This window comes from Micromonospora sp. 4G55, from assembly GCF_016803375.1.
Map to the genome: position 1 here is coordinate 1 of NZ_JAEVHN010000056.1, position 18,804 is coordinate 18,804.

The window sequence follows — 18,804 nt, forward strand, 5'->3', positions numbered from 1 at the left end:
GGGGTGGCGCTGACCTGGCGCGGAGCCGGTGCCGCGAGCTTCGCCGTCTACCGGGTGGACGGCGACGCGGCCCGGCTCGTCGGCACCGCCCGGGGGACCGGCTGGGTCGACCGCACCGCCCCCGCCGACCGCCCGCTCTCCTACTGCGTGTCCGGACTGGATCGCAGCGGCAACGAGGGCCGACTCAGCGCGCCGGTCTCCGTCGACGTCCGGTAGGAGCATGTTCTGCTCGGTGCGGCGGCGGAGCCGGCGGTCAGCCCGCACCACCCTGCCGGGGTGGACGAGCGCCGGTCACCCCGATGACCGATTCGTCGGGATGAACCACCCCGAGATCAGCGGGATGAAGTGATGGTGGCGGTGCGCGACAGGCGGCAACTTCGTCGCCGTACCCGAGGTCGACGCCAGACTGAGCGCCTGAGGGGCTGCCCCGGGCCCGGGGAGGACTAGGCTTCTGCCGTGATTGGCGTGCAGGGTGGCGGGAGCGACGAGCGGCTGCGCCGTATCGAGGCGATCACCGATGCCGCGCTGTCCAAGCTTGACGTCGACGACCTTCTCGACGAACTCCTCGATCGGGTGCGAGAGGTGTTGGGGGTCGACACCGCCGCCATCCTGCTGGTGGACGTGCACGCCCAGCAGTTCGTGGCCGCCGCGGCGAGAGGGTTGGCCGACGAGGTCCGGCAGGGCTCGCGGCTCTCCGTCGGCCGGGGGTTCGCCGGCCGGATCGCCCGGGAGAAGCAGTCCATCGTGCTGGACGAGGTCACGGCCGCGGACGACCCGGTGCTGTTCGACAGAGGGGTCTGCTCGCTGTTGGGCGTGCCCATGCTCGCCGGCGGCGAGGTGATCGGCGTACTGCACGTCGGCTGCCTCCAGCCGCACCGATTCACCGACGACGACGTGCAGGTGCTCCAACTCGCCGCCGATCGGGCGAGCCTGGCCAGCCGGAGCCGGGCCAGCAGCATCGACCGCACCGCCGCCCTCGCCCTGCAACGCAGCCTGCTGCCCACCCACCTGCCCGATGCGCCCGGCGTGGACATGGCCGCCCGTTATGTGCCCGGCCATGACGCCGGCGTGGGCGGTGACTGGTACGACGTGTTCACCCTCCCGTCCGGTTGGCTGGGCGTCGTCATCGGCGACGTGTCGGGACACGGGCTGCGCTCGGCGGTCGTGATGGGGCGCCTGCGCAGCGCGCTGCGCGCGTACGCCTTGATCTGCGACGATCCGGCGAGCGCGCTGACCCTGCTGGACCGCAAGATCCACCACTTCGAGGCCGGGAACCTCGCCACGGTCCTGTACGCGATGATCTCCCCGGACCGCACCACCATTCGGATGTCCCTCGCCGGGCACCTGCAGCCCGTGCTGGCCACACCGGCACGGCCCGCCGAGTCGCTGAATCTCCCAGTCGATCTTCCACTGGGCGTGCGCCCGGATCGACCGGCCCGCCGATACACCGAGGTCGCGTTCCCTGCCGACGCGGTGCTGGTCTGCTACACCGACGGGCTGGTCGAACGCCGCGGCGAAGTCATCGACACCGGCATCGAGCGGCTCTGCGCGGCCGTCGAACCAGGTGCCGCCGAAGCGGTCTGCGCCCGCATCATGACCACACTCGCCGGCGAACAGCCGACCGACGACATCGCCCTGCTCGCCATCCAGGCGACCGGCAGGTCACGGGTGAGCCCTGGCGCCGACCGGCACCGCCGGGCCGCCGCCGGCGGGACTCGTCCGGTCCGGCAGCGGCGGCAGCCGGGGCCGGGCCCGCAGCGGCAGCCGGGGCCGGGTCGGGTCTGACCGGCCGTTACGTCGCCCCGCCCGTACACTTCACCTGACCGGTGCCAACCAGGTACCCCGGACTGACGCTGCGGTGGCCCGACGAGGCGGCTGGACCACGCACTCGGAGGCTGCCGCATGAGCATTTCGGTCGCCACCAGGACCGACAGTTTCGTCCACCCCGCCCTCTTCTACGGCGACCGCGAGGAGTACCTGGCCGGCACGGTGCCGTTCATCCACGCCGGCCTCGCCGCCGACGAACCGGTCATGGTTGCGGTTCCCGGGGAGAACCTCCACCAGATCCGTACCGCGCTCGGTGTCGACGCGGACCGGGTGCAGTTGCACGACATGAGCGAGGCCGGGCGCAACCCGGGGCGGATCATTCCCGGCGTCCTGCTCGCCTTCGCCGCCGCGCACCCGGACAAGCGGGTACGCATCATCGGCGAACCCATCTGGGCCGGCCGGACCGCTGTCGAATACCCCGCCTGCGCCCAGCACGAGGCCCTGATCAACGCGGCGTTCGCCGGTCGGCAGGCCACCATCCTCTGTCCCTACGACACCAGTCGCCTGGACCGGAGCTGGCTCGACGACGCCTGCCGCACCCACCCCGTCCTGCAGAAGGACGGCGCGGAGTGGGCGAGCCCGTACTACGCGGACCCGGTCGCGGTGGCCGCCGGGTTCAACCTGCCGCTGCCGGATCCGCCCGCCCGGGCGGCCACCATCGCCATCGACGTGCACGCTCTCCCGGCCATCCGCCGGTTCGTGACCGCGCACGCCGTCGCCGCCGGGCTGCACCCGGACCGGGTCTCGGACCTGACCCTGGCGGTCAACGAACTGGCGGTGAACACGGTCAGACACACCACCGGGGGCGGCACCCTCGCGGCCTGGACCGACGGCACGCGGCTGATCTGCCAGCTCACCGACACCGGGCACATCACGAATCCGCTCGCCGGCCGGCTTCCCGTGCCGCCACGGCAGCCGGGCAGCCGAGGACTCGTCCTGGTCAACCAACTCTGCGATCTCGTGCGCGTCCACACCAGGCCCGGTGCCACCACGATCCGCCTGCACATGCACCGCTGAGCGGGATGACCGCGTCCGGGCACAGTTCGACCCCCGCAGCCAGCTTGTCGCCTTCGTCCCAGCCTCCGCCCCGCGCGTCGGGACAGGTATGGCGGTGACGTTTCATGGGTAAGCGCCTGCCCCCAGCGGAGGAGGAGCGGGCCCATGAGTGATGCGGCAGCGGGACGGTCCGGCGGATTCGGACGGGCGGCCGGTCCGACCGACCGCTTGGCTGCCGAGGTGGCGGAGGTGGTGCGTGCGGAGGTCCGCGAGGTACGCACGCACCTCCTGAGGGCGGTTCGTCCGGCGGGGGCCGGTCTGGCGCTGCTCGCCACCGCCGGAGGATGTGTGGTCCTGGGAGCCGGGGCTGCCTCGGCGACGCGCTGCGCCTGCTGGAGACCTTCCTGCCCCGCAAACTGGCCACCGCGGGACTCACCGGGGGCTACTTCGTCGCCGCCGTGGTGCTGGGCCGGGCAGGCCTGGCGCAGCTGCGGGCGGCCGGCAGTGGCCCGGCCTGGCTGGCGGACGAGATGCAGGACGCCGTCTCCGCCACCGCGAGTCAGGTGGTGCCGGCCGGTGCCGCCGCCGTTCGCGAGGAACTCGACCGGTGGGCGTCCGACCGGCAGGGCCACTGACGCCGAACCTCCCATCACCGCCGCCGGCAGCACCAGCGGTTCCCAGGGGAGTGCCTGCTAGGAGCGCTACCACGGCCGCGGCCCGTGGCTACGGCGTCGCCAGCCCGAGGCCGATCGTCTTGGTCAACGTGGCGTTGTCGTCGTCGCCGTCCAACGACCAGACCATCGCTCCGGCCAGGCCGGCCCGTCGGATGTACAGCGTCTTCTGCAACACCACCGCCGGATCGTCGTACGTCCAGAAGGTCGTGCCGTCGAACAACCAGGCATGCCCGGCACGAAGGTCGCGGTGGACGGTGAAGCCGTTGCCGGCCAGGGTCTTGAGCCGTCGGTAGTCCTCGTACCCGGCCTCGAAGGTGGCCGGCGCGGGACCGGTCGCGGGCTGGAAGAGCCCGTTGCCGCTCCCGCTGACACCGGTCCAGCCTCGGCCGTAGTAGGGGATGCCCAGGACCAGCTTCTCCCGCGGCGCACCACGGGCGAGCCAGCCGTCGATCGCCACCTCGGCGGAGAAGTCCGGGTTGTCCGGCGCCCCCGACGGCACGCGCAGCGCCGACTGCTGGTTGGTCACCGGGTCCCACGCGCCGTGGAAGTCGTACCCCTGCACCGTGGCGAAGTCCAGGTACCGGAAGATCTCGCGACCCTCGTATCCGGCGTCCATGGTCGCCGGATTGGCCGGCAGGAAGGCGGTCAGCGGGTGGTGCCTGCGGGTCGTCCGGCCGTACGCGTCGAGTTGCCGGCGGAACTCGGCGACCAGTTCGGTGAAGTTCTGCCGGTCCTCCGGCCGGACCACGTTGCCGGGCTCACCCGGCCAGTTCGGCCACTCCCAGTCGAGGTCGATGCCGTCGAAGACGCCGGCGGCGGCACCCTGGCCGCCACTGCCACCGTCGAGGACCGGCAGGTTGCCCTTGAGGTAGAGGTCGATGCAGGAGGCCACGAACGCCTTGCGGGAGGCGTCGGTGCGGGCGGCGTTCGAGAAGTACGTCGACCAGCTCCAGCCGCCCAGCGAGATCAGCACCTGCAGGCCGGGGTGCTTGGCCTTGAGCTTGGCCAGTTGGCCGAAGTTGCCGTTGAGCGGTTCGCCCCAGGTGTCGGCGACGCCGTCGACGCTCTCCTCCGCCGGGACGGGACGCTGGTAGTCGGCCCAGGCGTCACCCTCGCCCGGCCCACCGTCCACGAAGCAGCGCCCGTCCTCGCTGACGTTGCCGAAGGCGTAGTTGACGTGGGTGAGGCGGCTTGCCGCCCCGGAGGTGTCCAGCTTCTTCACCGGGAAGGCCCGGCCGTAGATGCCCCACTGGGTGAAGTAGCCGACCCGGTGGTAACCGGCACGGCGGTTCCGGCTGTCGTCCGCGCCGGCGGCCGTCGGCGGGGCGGCGGTGACCAGCATGGTCGCCAGGGCGACGACGGCGGTGAGGCGGCGGTGACGGAACGGTCGCATCGGCACTCCCACGGCGTGGAGGGAATTAGTAAAGAGACCTTTCTGATTGATGACGCTAAGCGGATCGGCATTCCGGGGTCAAGAGCTGATTCGTGGCCGTCAGGCCGTCTACCAGACACCGGTGGAACGACGGACTGCCATGCCCCGCAGGCTGGGTCCAGCGCATCCGGCCGGCGGCGCGTCAGGTCCTACTCGTCCGGTTCCCAGGCTATGAGCAGGTCGAAGAGACGTCGGTCGCCGTCGACCTTCAGGGAGTCCACCGGGATACGGCCGTAAAAGGACAGGACCAGCTCACTGGCCGTGCCTCGGGCGGAGGCGTCGGCCGCGTCCGGGTCCTCGCCGGCAGCGGTGGCGGGCATTGTGCCCGGTGTGGGCAGGCGGGCGGCCCCGGCGCCGTCGGCGGAGAGCCAGAGGCGCCAGGAGCGGCCCTCGGTGGCGTGGTAATCGACGGCAGCGGGCTGGTGCGGCCAGGCGGCCGTCGTTGCGCAGCAGGTGGACAGGAACTCGTCGACACCATCGAGTGCCACCTCGTCCGGCAGCGGCTGCGGGGCGCCCAGGGTGACCTGAGCGTCGTAGGTGTGCACCGCGATCTCCTGGAGCTGGTGCCGGGCGACGGCACCGCAGGCCTGCGGCGACTGCGACCCACCCCACCACGTCCAGCAACCGCGATCCGGGCCGGCCTCCCGCAGTGCGTCCAGTAGCTGCTGCGTCGATGCGGCCAACCAGGCCAGCAGGGCTTCGCGCTCCCGAGGCGCAGCCGGGCCCTCCGATGCGGACCTGCCCGAGGCGGTAGGCCCTGCGGCGACGGTGGCGGCCCAGGAGCGGCGCCCCTCACCCAGGTGCTGCGCCAGATCGAACAGCGTCCACTCGGGGCAGGTCGGCACCCGCACGTCGAGGCTGGGCGCGGAGGCGACCGCGGCGCGGAACGCGACCGACCGTTCGTCGATCAGCCGCAGCAGGGCGGGGAACTCCAGAGTCTTTGCCACCCCGGCTGTCCATCACCGTGCTCCGACCACCGGACAGCAGCGAATTGCGCGTCTGACCGATGCGAGTGGGGCCTGGACCGCCCATGGCTTCGGGCAGCGAAGTCGTACCCGGATGTGGCAGGTTCAGGCGATGAGCAGGCGAAGGCCAAGCTCTGCTGCATCGAGATCGACGAGCTCACGGTTGCGTTCTGCCCACCGACCTGAGGCGAGGTCAGCACGGAGGCTGTGCACCGCCCTCCGCTCGGCGTCCGGCCCGACTCTGGCCCAGACCGACACCCCGCGACGGACGCTCTCGTCCAGGTACGCCTCGGGCCGGCGCCAGTAGGCCTCGAAAAAGCCGTCAACGCAGTCCCACGGGATGAGCACCGGCTCCACGCGGGCTCCGATCGCGCTGGCCAGCTCGGTCAGCGAAGGCCGGCCGACAAGGAGGTCCGCGACTTCAGGAAGGTAGTCGCGAGTGAGCCAGAACCGGCGAAGCCATCCGGTGTCACTGGTGTCGTGCGTGAACACCACCACGCGGCGAGCGACGCGCCGCATCTCGCGCAGGCCCGCGATCGGGTCCTGCCAGTGATGGATGGTGGCAAAAGCCATCGCCGCGTCGAAGGACTGGTCCTCGAACGGAAGGCTCTCCGCGGCGGCGGCCACGCACGGCGCCGCGCCGGCGGGGCGCTGCGCACGCATGAGCGTCGACGGTTCCACCGCGGTGACGTCACGGTCGGCGGGCTCGTAGGAGCCGGTGCCAGCCCCGACGTTCAACACCGTCCGTGCGTCGCCGAGCGCCGCCCAGACCCTTGCGGCGATCCGCGGCTCGGTACGCCGCGTCACGGTGTAGGTGGCTCCGATGGTGTCGTACACCTGCACGCTGGACATGTCGCCGCCTCCCTGGCTGTCACCAGCCCCACGCCGCGCACGGGGCCTGGCGTCGCTGCCCTGGAAAGTAGGTCACGTACGCACGTTTGACCACACTGGCCGGCCGTCGATCCAGCAGCAGCTGTCCGCCAGTCATTCTGGCGACGCCGCCACCAAGCCACCACCCGACGCGGCCACTCCGCCGAGACGAGGAGGCGACCGTCGGGTCATCATCCGTTCCGCGTCCGCGACCCGCTCGGCTGAGACGCTCAACCCCGGCCGGGCACCCGGACGGGGTTGAGCGGGTCGGATTCGGCTCAGGCGAAGTCGAACACGAGCGGGAAGGCGAGGACGACCGTCCAGGCCCAGACCGCGTACACGATCACGTAACGGGTCTGCCACTGTTCCAGGCGGGCGAAGGGCATGCGGCCACGGATGAAGCCGAGGAACAGCCAGGCCGACCACGCCAGGTTGGTGAGCAGGATGACGTTCTCGCCGAGGGCGGCGGTCTTGTTCGGACTGAAGCCCCATTCGGTGATCCGGCCGGTGATGGCCAACAGCACCAGGGCGTCGATGATCAGAGCGCTGACGACGAGCGCGAGCTGCAGGCGATCGAAGAGACCGGCCCGGGCCGTGAGGTCACGGGCGGAGATGGCGTACAACAGCAGGCCCAGCACGACGACCAGCAGCAGGTCGAACAGGATGAGCGCGTCCCGCTCGACGTCGATGCCATTGTTGGTCCAGACGATGGCGACCAGGAAGGCCAGCAGGGCGACCGCGAACAGCGGGGTGAAGACGCGGGTCAGCACCGGCGCCATGTTCTCGATGACGCTCTGCTTCGCCTCCACCAGCCAGGCCGCCACGATGACCGCGGCGGTGGCCCCGCACGGCATCAGCCACGATTGGATGAATCCCTCGGCGTCGAGGCCGATGGCGTTGAAGGTGCCCGCCGTGAAGGCGGCGAGCACGCCGCCACCCAGTCCGATGAGGGCGAAGTAGATCAGCCATTCCCCGGTGAACCGGATGAAGTCCATCCGCCGCCGGCCCGAACGCCAGTCGCCGCCCGCATAGGCGACGCCGACCACCAGCCACAGGGCGAGCGGCAGGTGGATCGCCGTCAGCACCAGGGTCTGCGAGTCGTCCGCCAGCGGGTACGCGTTCGCGGCGACCGCACCGAGCACGAACAGCGCCGCGAGCACCCCGATGACGCGCGGGCCGACCCGGCGTTGCCAGGCGAAGTAGGCGGCCAGCGCCGGCAGCGCGAACAGGCTGACGTTCCGCGCGTAGAAGGCGCCGTGGTCGCCCGAGGCCAGGTCGAGGCCGAACAGGGCCGGCACCTTGATCGAGAGCGCCGCGACGGCCGCGCAGAGCACCATGACGGGCAGTTCCCGCCGGGTACGAGCGGCGGCGGGCGTGTCCGGCTCCCCGGGCAGTACGAGCTGCTTCCACAGCCGCTCGGAATGCTCGCGAGCGAACTCCCGCGACAGCTCGTCGAGGCTGCCCATCCGCTTCACGGCGATGAGGAACGCCTCGTCGGCGCGCAGGCCCGCCTCGGTCAGCTCGGTGATCCGGCTGCGCAGGTGGTCTTCCAGCTCCTCGGCATCGGTGTGGTGCAGCTCCCGGCGACGGTCCGTGTAGGCCCGCCACTCGGCGATCTGGCCCTCCAGATCGTTGTCGCTGTTGACGCTCATCGTCCCGCCTCCCAGGCCGGTGCCATGATCGGCGTGATGGACTGGGTGGCGTTCCAGACGCCCCGCAGGGCGTCGACGACGGCGGCCCACTGGCGGCGCTGCTCGGCGAGCTCGGCCCGACCCTGGTCGGTGATGCGGTAGTACTTGCGGCGGCGGCCTCCGGGTGGGGTCTCCCAGGCCGACTCGACGTGCCCCAGCCGCTCTAGGCGGTGCAGCAGCGGGTACAGCAGACCGTCGGTCCACTCCAGCTGCCCGTCCGACAACTCGTTGACCTGCTTGAGGATCGCGTAGCCGTAGCTGTCGCCCTCGGCGAGGATCCCCAGCACGAGCGGGGTCGCCGAGGCCGCGACGAGATCCTTGGTGATGTGCATGTGACCACCTAACCCTAGAACTGCAATGCATAGTAGTTCTAGGTATGGCGGCCGCGCAACGGATCACGGGAGGGCTCTCGCCGTACGCGATATCGCCGATGTGCTGCGGCACCGCCCGGAGTCAGCGGCGCTTGAGTTCCGACTGCAGCCGTTGGACGAGCGTCTTGCGGTTCTTGCCGGCGCGCTCCTGCTTCAGCGCCGCCTTGAGGTCGTCCGTGTCGAGACCACGGACCAGCCCGGCCGCCTCGGCGACCGTCACCTCCGACAGCCGGTCGACCGATGCGGCCTCCTTGCGCGCGCGTTTGGCGGGCGCGGTGTTGGCGACGAACTGCCTGCCGGACCTGGACGCCTCGCGCTTCTTGGTGTCCGTTGCGCGCTGCTCGTCCGCCGAGAGTCGTTCCCAGGCATGCTTGGGCAGGTAACGCTTGGTTTCGCCGCCCTTGCGGGCCCGGGTGGCGCCGTTCCTGGTCTGCCAGTCCTCGGCGCCCCACCGTTGCAGGGACTTCTGCCGCTCGTCCTTCGGGCCCTGATAGCCTCCGCCGCGCTTCTGGTACTCCTTGGTGAGCAGCTGCGACTTGCGCGCGACCACTGCCCCGGCCGGCCGCCCTTGTCGGAAGCCTGCAGCTCTTCCTTGATCTGGTTTCTCAGCTCGGGCTTCGTGTACCTGGCCATACGCTGCACTTTCCCGAGGTGACCTGGGCTATGCGCCCCGCCGCGGGGCACCGGCCGGCTGACCGGCATCGGCCGCCTTGTCCAGCGCCGCGAGGAAGTCGTCCACCAGGTCGGCGGTGTCCTCGATGCCGGTGGAGACGCGGACCAGCCCGTCGGAGATGCCGCTGGCGGCGAGCTGTTCGGCGGCCACGATCCCCGCCCACATCGACCGGGGGTGCACCACCAGCGTGCTGACGCTGCCCAGGCTGGCCGCCCGCTTGGCCAACCTGAGCCCGGCCAGCAGCGCGGCGGCCCCCGCCCGACCGGCCTGGAGGTCGATGCTGAGCACCCCACCGAAGCCGGTCATCTGCCTGCGGGCCAGGGCGTGCTGGGGATGCGACGGCAGCCCCGGGTAGCGGACCCGGGCCACCGCCGGGTGCCCCTGAAGGGCCTCGGCCAGCGCGAGAGCGTTGGCGTTGTGCCGTTGCACCCGCAGCGGCAACGTACGGATACCGCGCAGCAGCAGCCAGGCGTCCACCGGGCCGAGGGTGCTGCCGGTGACGATCGCCGTCTGCCACACCCGCTCGATCAGCTCGGCGGAGCCGACGACCACCCCCGCCGACACGTCGGAGTGGCCGCCGAGGAACTTCGTGCCGCTGTGCCAGACCAGGTCCGCCCCGGCGCTCGTCGGACGTTGGTTCACCGGCGTGGCGAAGGTGTTGTCGACCACCACCAGCGCACCCGCCGCATGGGCCAACTCCACCACGGCCGTCAGGTCGGTCAGTTCCAGCAGGGGATTGCTCGGCGTCTCCACCAGCACCAGCCGGGTCCGCGGACGCATCGCCCGCTCGAACGCGCCGATGTCGGTCTGGTCGACCTGCGTGCACGAGACCCCGAAGCGCGGCAACAGGCCGGTGGCGAGCGAGGTGGTGCCGCCGTACGTGCTGCGCTGCACCACCACGTGGTCCCCGGCGGAGAGCAGGGCCAGCGCGACCGTGCTGATCGCCCCCATCCCGGAGGCGGTGACCAGACCTGTGTCCGCGCCCTCCAGCTCGGCGACCACGGCGGCCACCTGTCGGTGGTTCGGGTTGCCGTACCGGGTGTAGAAGGCGCTGCCCCGGGTCTCGGTGGCGATCGCGGTGAACTGCTCGTCGGACTCGGCGCTGAAGGTCGCGCTCTGCACGATCGGCGGGGCCACCGCCTGACCGGGGACGAGACCGTCGTCGCCGTGCACCGCGATGGTGCCGAAGCCGGTCACCGCTGCTCCTGCCGGGCGCCCCGGGCCACCAGCGCGCCGTAGCTGCCCAGCGCCGTGAACTCCGGCAGCGTCAGGTCGCTGCCGTGGCGCTGGCGCAGCACCGTGACCAGCCGCAGGGCGCGCAGCGAGTCCCCGCCGGCAGCCTGGAACCCGGTTGCCGGGTCGGCCGGCGCCACCCCGAGCTCTACAAGGAGTACATGGCCAGCCACCCCGACGTGAAGATCGTCCGGTCAGGACCTGCTCACCGACCCGGCGGTCAAGGAGGCGTACCTCGGCGTGGCCTGAGCCGCGTCGTAGCGTCGGCGGCCGTCCGTCCCCCAGGGGGCGGGCGGCCGTCCGGCGTCTGCCCGGATGTCGGTTTCCCTCCGCCGAGCGCGGTGCCGCCGGCCGGAGATGTCGGGCGTTGCGACTAGAGTCGCTGCCGTGACAGCTACGACCCCGCGCCTGCTCCTCGTCGACGGACACTCGATGGCATACCGGGCTTTCCACGCCCTGCCGGTGGAGAACTTCTCCACCACGACCGGGCAGCCGACCAACGCGGTCTACGGCTTCACCTCGATGCTCATCAACGTGCTCCGCGACGAGCAGCCGACGCACATCGTCGTCGCCTTCGACGTCTCCCGCCGCTCCTTCCGCACCGAGAAGTACGCCGAGTACAAGGCCGGCCGCAAGGAGACCCCGACCGACTTCAAGGGCCAGGTCAGCCTGATCAAGGAGGTCCTCGACGCGCTGCGCGTCCCGGTGGTGGAGAAGGAGGGCTTCGAGGCCGACGACGTCATCGCCACGCTCGCCTGCCAGGCCCGCGACCAGGGCATGGAGGTGCTGATCAGCAGCGGCGACCGGGACGCCCTCCAGCTCGTCGGCGAGCGGGTCACCCTGCTCTACCCGCGCAAGGGCGTCTCCGACCTGGCCCGGATGGACCCGGCCGCGGTCGAGGCGAAGTACGGCGTCGGCCCCGAGCGCTACCGCGACCTGGCTGCGTTGGTCGGCGAGGACAGCGACAACCTCACCGGCGTCGACGGCGTCGGCCCGAAGACCGCCGCCAAGTGGATCAACCTGTACGGCGGCGTCGACGGTGTGGTCGCCAGCGCCGACGCGATCAAGGGCAAGGCCGGCGACAACCTGCGGGCCCAGCTGTCCCGGGTGATCCGCAACTATGAGATCAACTGCCTGGTCTCCGACCTCGACCTGCCGCTGCGTCCCGAGGACGCCCGCTGGACCGGCTGGGACCGGGAGGCCGTGCACCAGGTCTTCGACACCCTCCAGTTCCGCATCCTGCGCGACCGCCTCTACCAGTACCTGGAGGCCGTCGAGCCGGAGGCCGAGGCCGGGTTCGACCTGGCCGGCGAGGTGCTGACCGAGCCGGGCGCGCTGGCCGGCTGGCTGGAGACGCACGCCCCGGTCGGCACCCCGGTGGGGCTGGCGGTCAAGCTCGACAGCCGGCCCGAACCGCCGGCACACCGCCTCGGTCACCGGCATGGCGCTCGCCACCGCCGGCGGCGCGGCGGCCTGGTTCGACCCGGCCGGGCTGGCGCCGGGCGACGAGTCGGCGCTGGCCGGCTGGCTGGCCGACCCGCAGCGCCCCAAGGTGCTGCACGACAGCAAGCCGGCGGTGCTGGCGCTGGCCGCGCACGGCTGGTCGCTGGAGGGCATCGCGCGGGACACCCAGATCGCCGCCTACCTGGCCCGCCCCGACCAGCGTTCCTACGACCTGACCGACCTGGCCCTGCGCTACCTGCACCGCGAGCTGCGGGTCGACGCCCCGGAGACCGGCCAGCTCACCCTCGACGGGCTGGGCGACGAGGGCGTCGTCGAGCAGAACCTCATGCTCCAGGCCCGGGCCACCCTCGACCTGGCCGACGCGATCGACGCGGAGCTGTCCCGCGACGGCGAGCAGCCCAACCGGCTGATGGCCGGGGTGGAGCTGCCGCTGATGCGGGTGCTCGCCGGCATGGAGCGGATCGGCATCGCCGCCGACACGCAGTACCTGTCGGAACTGGAGGCGCACTTCGCCGCCGAGGTGAAGGCCGCGGCGCAGGGCGCGTACGAGGCGGTGGGCCGGGAGTTCAACCTCGGCTCGCCCAAGCAGTTGCAGGAGATCCTCTTCGGCGAGCTGGGCCTGCCCAAGACCAAGAAGATCAAGACCGGCTACACCACGGACGCCGACGCCCTCCAGTGGCTCTACGCGCAGAACCCGCACCCGGTGCTGGAGCACCTGCTGCGCCACCGGGACGTCGCCAAGCTCAAGTCGACCGTGGACGGCCTGCTCAAGTCCGTCTCGGACGACGGCCGGATCCACACCACCTTCAACCAGACGGTGGCGGCGACCGGTCGGCTCTCGTCCACCGAGCCCAACCTGCAGAACATCCCCATCCGCACGGAGGAGGGGCGGCGGATCCGCCGGGCCTTCGTGGTGGGGGAGGGCTACGAGTGCCTGCTCACCGCCGACTACAGCCAGATCGAGATGCGGATCATGGCGCACCTGTCGTCGGACGACGCGTTGATCGAGGCGTTCAACTCCGGCCACGACTTCCACGCCGCCACCGCCTCGTCGGTCTTCGACGTGCCGGTCGGCGAGGTCACCCCCGACCAGCGCCGCAAGATCAAGGCCATGAACTACGGCCTGGCGTACGGGCTGAGCGCGTTCGGTCTCTCCCAGCAGCTGGGGATCAGCGCCGAGGAGGCGCGCGGGCTGATGGAGAACTACTTCGCCGGGTTCGGCGGGATCCGCGACTACCTGCACGAGGTGGTCGCCCGGGCCCGGCAGGACGGCTACACCTCCACCATCCTCGGTCGCCGGCGTTACCTCCCCGACCTGGTCAGCGACAACCGGCAGCGCCGGGACATCGCCGAGCGGATGGCGCTCAACGCCCCGATCCAGGGCTCCGCGGCCGACATCATCAAGGTCGCCATGCTGCACGTCGACACCGCGCTGCGCGACGCCGGGCTGCGCTCCCGGATGCTGCTCCAGGTGCACGACGAGCTGGTCTTCGAGGTGGCGCCGGGCGAGCGGGAGACCCTGGAGGCGCTGGTGCGCCGGGAGATGGGTGCGGCGTACCCGCTGTCGGTGCCGCTGGAGGTGTCGGTCGGCGAGGGGCGGGACTGGAACAGCGCCGACCACTGACCGGCCTTCGCCGGGTCGGGTCCGCCGGGCCGCGAGGCAGCGCCTCGCGGCCTCGGGGAACTCCCGTCTCCGGTCGCCGGCGGAAGGGCGCGGGTCAGCGTCCGGGTCCCCGGCGCTCCTTCGGCGGGGTGCCGTGCCGCTCGAGGGCGCGCCGGGACGGGCCGCCCGGGGGCGGCAGCGGACCCTTGAGGGGGTCGTGACCCCAGTTCATCAGGGACCAGCGCCACTTGGTGTCGCGTACGTCGCCGGAGGGGCGCTGGGCCATGTGCCGGCGGACGTAGCCGACCACCTTGCGCATGTGCTTGTAGTCGCCCTCGGACAGGTCGCCGCGCTTGCGCCGCAACAGGTCGATGATCTTTCGGCCGGATTCGTGCCCCACCGACTCGCCGCCCCCGGAGCGGCCGCCCTTGTGCCAGCCGACCTGCTTCGACTCGTCGGTCTCCAGCCAGGAGGAGATCTCGCCGGGCTTCATGTTCACCGCCTCGGCGAACTCCTGGTACGTGTCCCGGCCGTCGTCACCTCTGCTCATGACGCAACGCCTCCGGTCGGTGGGCCACGTCGCGGCCCGAGTCGTCGTTGCGGATCCGGTACTGCGGCTCGTCCTCCGTCGCGTTGACGGCGTGCCCGCGTACGTGCGTCCGGTCGATCAACTTCTCCTTGACCACGCCGTACGCCCGGCCGCTGTGACTGGCCCAGGAGACGTGGTCACCCTCGCGGAATTCCCTCTGCTCGGCCATGCCGGGCGGGTACCCGCCGTCGATGCCCCGAAACGACGCCCCCAGACGTGCGGCGTGGTCAGCCGGCGGGTTTGTCGGTGACGAAGATGGCGGTGCCGGGGAAGAGCCGCCCGCGCAGCGGGCTCCACTGCCCCCAGATCCCCTGGTGCCCCGCCGGCCACTCCGGCTCCACCAGATCCACCAGCCGGAACCCGGCGCCGACCAGTTCGCGGATCCGATCGCCCAGGGTGCGGTGCTGCTCGACGTAGGTGGCCACGCCCGCGTCGTCCTGCTCGACGTAGGGGGAGCGGTCGAAGTACGAGTGCACGGCGGTCAGGCCCCCCTCGCCCGGGTCGTCCAGGAAGATCCACCGCATCGGGTGGGTCACCGAGAACACCCACCGGCCACCCGGGCGCAGCACCCGGGCCACCTCGGCCATCAGCGCGGCCGAGTCGTCGACGAAGGGGATCGCGCCGAACGCGGTGCAGGCGATGTCGAACGCCCCGTCGGCGAACGGCAGCGCCAACGCGTCGGCCTGCACCAGCGGCACGCGTACCCCGGTGCGGTCGGCCGCCTGCGCGGCGTGCCGCAACATCCCGGCGGAGAGGTCGAAGGCGACCGGCCGGGCGCCCTGGGTGGCCAGCCAGCGGGCGCAGGCCGCGGCGCCGCAGCCCACCTCCAGCACCCGGCGTCCGGCGACGTCGCCGAGGAGCCGGGCGTCGGCCTCGCGCAGGCCCTCCGGGCACCAGACGAAGTCCGTGTCGCCGAGGAAGGCGCCGTGCTCGGCCTGGTAGTCGTCGGCGTCGGTGTCCCACCAGCCCCGGTTGGCCCGGCGGGTCTCCGCGTCGCCGACCCGCCGTCGGGTCACCCTGTCGTCGTCCACCCGCTCACGCTAGGCCCTGGCCCGGTCCACGCCGACGGCGACCGGCCGGCGGATTCGGCCGCGATCGGTACGGCAGGCGGTGGCGGGCGAGGGCGGTCTGCGCGCGCCGCGGCGGTGCGCTACCTTCTCTGCGTGGTGGGACGGCTGTGACGCAGGAGACAGTCGAGACGCTTTTCCACCGAAATCTCCGCTTTCGCAGCTGACGAGGTCGCGAGGACACGGGAGGCCTTGCACGCTGTGGTAATGCAGCGGGTAGGCTAGACGATGCGCTCGCGGATCGTGTGCCTCGGCAGGGAGCAGGTGCGCGGTCACCGGAGCCACTAATGATCTTCACTTGGCGATCGTTCGGTGTGCCCGATGGCGGATCCGCTGGCGCGAAATGGTCACCGCGACACCACGCCTGCTGTGACAACCCATCCGACCGGAGCAACCGCCCACATGACGAGCAGCATCGAGGCCCCCTCGAGCGCCACCCGGGTCACCCACGACGATCTCGGTTCCGAGGAGGCTTTCCTCGCCGCGATCGACGAGACCATCAAGTACTTCAACGACGGCGACATTGTCGAAGGCACCGTCGTCAAGGTCGATCGGGACGAGGTCCTGCTCGACATCGGCTACAAGACCGAGGGCGTCATTCCCTCTCGGGAGTTGTCGATCAAGCACGACGTGGACCCCGCCGAGGTCGTCTCGGTTGGTGACCACATCGAGGCCCTGGTCCTCCAGAAGGAGGACAAGGAGGGTCGTCTGATCCTCTCCAAGAAGCGGGCGCAGTACGAGCGGGCCTGGGGCACGATCGAAAAGATCAAGGACGAGGACGGCGTCGTCCGCGGTTCGGTCATCGAGGTGGTCAAGGGTGGCCTCATCCTCGACATCGGGCTGCGCGGCTTCCTGCCCGCCTCCCTGGTCGAGATGCGGCGGGTGCGCGACCTGCAGCCGTACGTCGGCCGCGAGCTCGAAGCCAAGATCATCGAGCTGGACAAGAACCGCAACAACGTGGTCCTGTCCCGCCGTGCCTGGCTGGAGCAGACGCAGTCCGAGGTGCGCACCGAGTTCCTCAACAAGCTGCAGAAGGGGCAGGTCCGCAAGGGCGTCGTCTCTTCGATCGTCAACTTCGGCGCGTTCGTCGACCTGGGCGGCGTGGACGGCCTGGTGCACGTCTCCGAGCTGTCCTGGAAGCACATCGACCACCCGTCCGAGGTCGTCGAGGTGGGCCAGGAGGTCGAGGTCGAGGTCCTGGACGTCGACCTGGACCGCGAGCGGGTCTCGCTGTCGCTGAAGGCGACCCAGGAGGACCCGTGGCGGCAGTTCGCCCGCACCCACGCGATCCAGCAGATCGTGCCGGGTAAGGTCACCAAGCTGGTGCCGTTCGGCGCCTTCGTCCGGGTGGACGACGGCATCGAGGGCCTGGTCCACATCTCCGAGCTGGCCGAGCGCCACGTGGAGATCCCGGAGCAGGTCGTGCAGGTCGGCTCCGAGGTCATGGTCAAGGTCATCGACATCGACCTGGAGCGCCGCCGCATCTCGCTGTCGCTCAAGCAGGCCAACGAGGGCTTCGTCGAGGGCGAGGAGCACTTCGACCCGACCCTCTACGGCATGGCCGCGACGTACGACGCCGAGGGCAACTACATCTACCCGGAGGGCTTCGACCCGGAGACGGGCGAGTGGCTCGAGGGGTACGACAAGCAGCGCGAGACCTGGGAGAACCAGTACGCCGAGGCGCGTCAGCGCTGGGAGGCCCACACCAAGCAGGTGCAGACCTCTCGCGCGGCCGACGCCGAGGCCGCTGCCAACCCGGCTCCGGCCGTCACCGGTGGCACCACCACCACGACCAGCACGGCTCCGAGCCGTCAGGCCGAGGAGCGGCCGGCACCCTGGCCACCGACGAGGCGCTCGCCGCTCTGCGGGAGAAGCTCGCCGGCGGCAAGTGATCCTGTGACAACTCCAGCTCGGCGCGGCTGACGCCGCGCAGTGACCTGGAGCCGTCACTGACGACGACGGGCCCCGTTCCCGCGATCCGGTAGCCACCGGTTCGTCGGGGGCGGGGCCCTCGCGCGTCTCCGGACTGTTCCCCCTCACCGCTCACGCGGTGCCTCGCCTGGCCGCGCCTGGCCGTGCGCCTGGCCGTGCGCGGCGAAGCTCGGCCACGCCGTGCCCGGCCTGTTGCCGCCAGGGGCGACTTGATCCACTCCGTTGCGGCGTGTGGCGGTTTTCCGCGGCCCGGACACCGCCACACGCCGCGAACGGCGGACATCGCCGCCCCCGGCCGGGGCGGTTTGTAGTGGCGGCGGTGATCCGGTTGACTGGCCCGGTGCTGATGGTGGGACTGACCGGAGGGATCGGCTCCGGCAAGAGCGCCGTGTCGGCCCGCCTGGCCGAGCGGGGTGCGGTGGTCATCGACGCGGATCGGATCGCCCGCGAGGTGGTCGCCCCGGGCTCCGAGGGGCTGGCGGAGATCGTCGCCGCCTTCGGCGACCGGGTGCTCGACGCCGACGGTGCGCTGGACCGGGCGGCGCTGGGCGCGGTGGTCTTCGGCGACGAGGTGGCCCGCCGCCGGCTGGAGGCGATCACCCATCCCCGGGTGCGGGCACGTACCGCCGAACTGGCCGCCGCCGCGCCCTCGGACGCGGTGGTGGTCAACGACGTGCCGCTGCTGGTCGAGGTGGGGCTCGCGCCGACGTACCACCTGGTGGTCGTGGTGCAGACGGCCGTCGCCACCCGGCTGGAGCGACTGGAACGCGACCGGGGGATGCCCCGCGCGGAGGCGGAGCGGCGGATCGCGGCGCAGGCCGACGACGCCCGCCGGCGCGCGGCGGCGGACGTGGTGTTCAGCAACGACGGCACCCTCGATGAACTGCACGCCGCCGTGGACGCCCTCTGGCGGGACCGGTTGCTGCCCTACGAGCGCAACGTGCGTGCGGGCCGGGTGGCCCGCCCGGAGCGGGTCGTGCTGACCGAGCCGGACCCGACCTGGCCCCAGCAGTACGCCCGGCTGGCCGCCCGGATCCGGCACGCCGTCGCCCCGGCGAACCTGCGGGTGGACCACATCGGCTCGACCGCCGTCCCCGGCCTGGCCGCCAAGGACGTGATCGACATCCAGGTGACCGTGTCGTCGCTCGACGAGGCGGACGGGCCGCTCGCCGAGCGGCTCGCCCGGGCCGGCTTCCCGCGGCTGCCCGGCGACTGGTGGGACAGCCCCCGCCCGGCCGGCAGCGGGCGGTGGGCCAAGCGGTTCCACGGCAGCGCCGACCCGGGGCGCCCGGCCTACCTGCACCTGCGGGTGGTCGACTCGCCCGGCTGGCGGTACGCCCTGCTGATGCGGGACCACCTGCGCGCCGACCCGGACCAGCGGGCCGCCTACCTGCTGCTGAAGCGGGAGTTGGCGGCC

General features: G+C 71.6%; 13 protein-coding genes and 5 pseudogenes. 7 read left to right on the plus strand and 11 right to left on the minus strand.

Features of this window, described 5'->3' with window-relative positions:
- From JNW89_RS07740 to JNW89_RS07755, 4 genes and pseudogenes are all read left to right on the plus strand, one after another.
- A pseudogene (locus JNW89_RS07740) lies at positions 1–216 on the plus strand (glycosyl hydrolase); the annotation flags it as partial.
- Between the two features lie 240 nt (positions 217–456).
- Positions 457–1,785, plus strand: a complete 1,329-nt coding sequence (locus tag JNW89_RS07745; RefSeq protein WP_238448343.1) for a PP2C family protein-serine/threonine phosphatase — start codon at positions 457–459, stop codon at positions 1,783–1,785.
- Positions 1,786–1,902: 117 nt separating this feature from the next.
- Entirely contained in the window at positions 1,903–2,844 is a 942-nt protein-coding gene (locus tag JNW89_RS07750; RefSeq protein WP_238448344.1) for a sensor histidine kinase, read from the plus strand.
- A gap of 323 nt (positions 2,845–3,167) precedes the next feature.
- Complete coding sequence (locus tag JNW89_RS07755) at positions 3,168–3,458, plus strand: hypothetical protein (RefSeq protein ID WP_238448345.1); 291 nt, start codon at positions 3,168–3,170, stop codon at positions 3,456–3,458.
- Between the two features lie 88 nt (positions 3,459–3,546).
- Here JNW89_RS07755 and JNW89_RS07760 read toward each other — a convergent pair whose 3' ends face one another.
- The 8 genes and pseudogenes from JNW89_RS07760 to JNW89_RS07795 form a co-directional block, all read right to left on the minus strand.
- Entirely contained in the window at positions 3,547–4,890 is a 1,344-nt protein-coding gene (locus JNW89_RS07760) for a glycoside hydrolase family 18 protein (protein ID WP_238448346.1), read from the minus strand.
- 188 nt (positions 4,891–5,078) lie between these two features.
- Complete coding sequence (locus JNW89_RS07765) at positions 5,079–5,876, minus strand: maleylpyruvate isomerase family mycothiol-dependent enzyme (RefSeq protein ID WP_238448347.1); 798 nt, start codon at positions 5,874–5,876, stop codon at positions 5,079–5,081.
- Between the two features lie 123 nt (positions 5,877–5,999).
- Positions 6,000–6,734, minus strand: a pseudogene (locus JNW89_RS07770) (class I SAM-dependent methyltransferase); the annotation flags it as partial.
- Between the two features lie 308 nt (positions 6,735–7,042).
- Entirely contained in the window at positions 7,043–8,416 is a 1,374-nt protein-coding gene (locus JNW89_RS07775) for a permease prefix domain 1-containing protein (RefSeq protein ID WP_238448348.1), read from the minus strand.
- Entirely contained in the window at positions 8,413–8,787 is a 375-nt protein-coding gene (locus JNW89_RS07780) for a PadR family transcriptional regulator (RefSeq protein ID WP_238448349.1), read from the minus strand. Before JNW89_RS07780 ends, JNW89_RS07775 begins: the two co-directional genes overlap by 4 nt.
- A gap of 121 nt (positions 8,788–8,908) precedes the next feature.
- Positions 8,909–9,459 (minus strand): annotated as a pseudogene (locus JNW89_RS07785) (hypothetical protein).
- Positions 9,460–9,487: 28 nt separating this feature from the next.
- Entirely contained in the window at positions 9,488–10,696 is a 1,209-nt protein-coding gene (locus JNW89_RS07790; RefSeq protein WP_238448350.1) for a PLP-dependent aspartate aminotransferase family protein, read from the minus strand.
- Positions 10,693–10,905: an acyl carrier protein gene (locus tag JNW89_RS07795; protein ID WP_238448351.1), complete on the minus strand. Its 213-nt coding sequence runs from the start codon at positions 10,903–10,905 to the stop codon at positions 10,693–10,695. Before JNW89_RS07795 ends, JNW89_RS07790 begins: the two co-directional genes overlap by 4 nt.
- A gap of 214 nt (positions 10,906–11,119) precedes the next feature.
- On the opposite strand from JNW89_RS07795, the pseudogene polA reads away from it, so the two are divergent.
- Positions 11,120–13,820, plus strand: a pseudogene (gene polA / locus JNW89_RS07800) (DNA polymerase I).
- Positions 13,821–13,914: 94 nt separating this feature from the next.
- Here the strand turns inward: polA and JNW89_RS07805 are convergent.
- From JNW89_RS07805 to JNW89_RS07815, 3 genes are read right to left on the minus strand one after another with little or no spacing between them, the layout of a single operon-like run.
- Positions 13,915–14,349 (minus strand): DUF3140 domain-containing protein, encoded by a 435-nt coding sequence (locus tag JNW89_RS07805; RefSeq protein ID WP_179805808.1) that lies wholly within the window; start codon positions 14,347–14,349, stop codon positions 13,915–13,917.
- Entirely contained in the window at positions 14,336–14,557 is a 222-nt protein-coding gene (locus JNW89_RS07810; RefSeq protein WP_238448352.1) for a DUF2945 domain-containing protein, read from the minus strand. Before JNW89_RS07810 ends, JNW89_RS07805 begins: the two co-directional genes overlap by 14 nt.
- A gap of 58 nt (positions 14,558–14,615) precedes the next feature.
- Positions 14,616–15,419: a class I SAM-dependent methyltransferase gene (locus JNW89_RS07815; RefSeq protein ID WP_238448353.1), complete on the minus strand. Its 804-nt coding sequence runs from the start codon at positions 15,417–15,419 to the stop codon at positions 14,616–14,618.
- A 438-nt stretch (positions 15,420–15,857) separates the two neighbouring features.
- On the opposite strand from JNW89_RS07815, the pseudogene rpsA reads away from it, so the two are divergent.
- Positions 15,858–17,347: pseudogene (gene rpsA / locus JNW89_RS07820) on the plus strand (30S ribosomal protein S1).
- 380 nt (positions 17,348–17,727) lie between these two features.
- Positions 17,728–18,804 (plus strand): dephospho-CoA kinase (gene coaE / locus JNW89_RS07825; RefSeq protein ID WP_238448354.1); only part of this gene is annotated, 1,077 nt, incomplete at its 3' end.

Bases quoted from the DNA above. Each gene is read 5' to 3' on its own strand.
- JNW89_RS07750 (WP_238448344.1), top strand. From the start codon at position 1,903: ATGAGCATTTCGGTCGCCACCAGGACCGACAGTTTCGTCCACCCCGCC.
- JNW89_RS07755 (WP_238448345.1), top strand. From the start codon at position 3,168: ATGTGTGGTCCTGGGAGCCGGGGCTGCCTCGGCGACGCGCTGCGCCTG.
- JNW89_RS07760 (WP_238448346.1), bottom strand. From the start codon at position 4,890: ATGCGACCGTTCCGTCACCGCCGCCTCACCGCCGTCGTCGCCCTGGCG.
- JNW89_RS07775 (WP_238448348.1), bottom strand. From the start codon at position 8,416: ATGAGCGTCAACAGCGACAACGATCTGGAGGGCCAGATCGCCGAGTGG.
- JNW89_RS07780 (WP_238448349.1), bottom strand. From the start codon at position 8,787: ATGCACATCACCAAGGATCTCGTCGCGGCCTCGGCGACCCCGCTCGTG.
- JNW89_RS07805 (WP_179805808.1), bottom strand. From the start codon at position 14,349: ATGAGCAGAGGTGACGACGGCCGGGACACGTACCAGGAGTTCGCCGAG.
- JNW89_RS07810 (WP_238448352.1), bottom strand. From the start codon at position 14,557: ATGGCCGAGCAGAGGGAATTCCGCGAGGGTGACCACGTCTCCTGGGCC.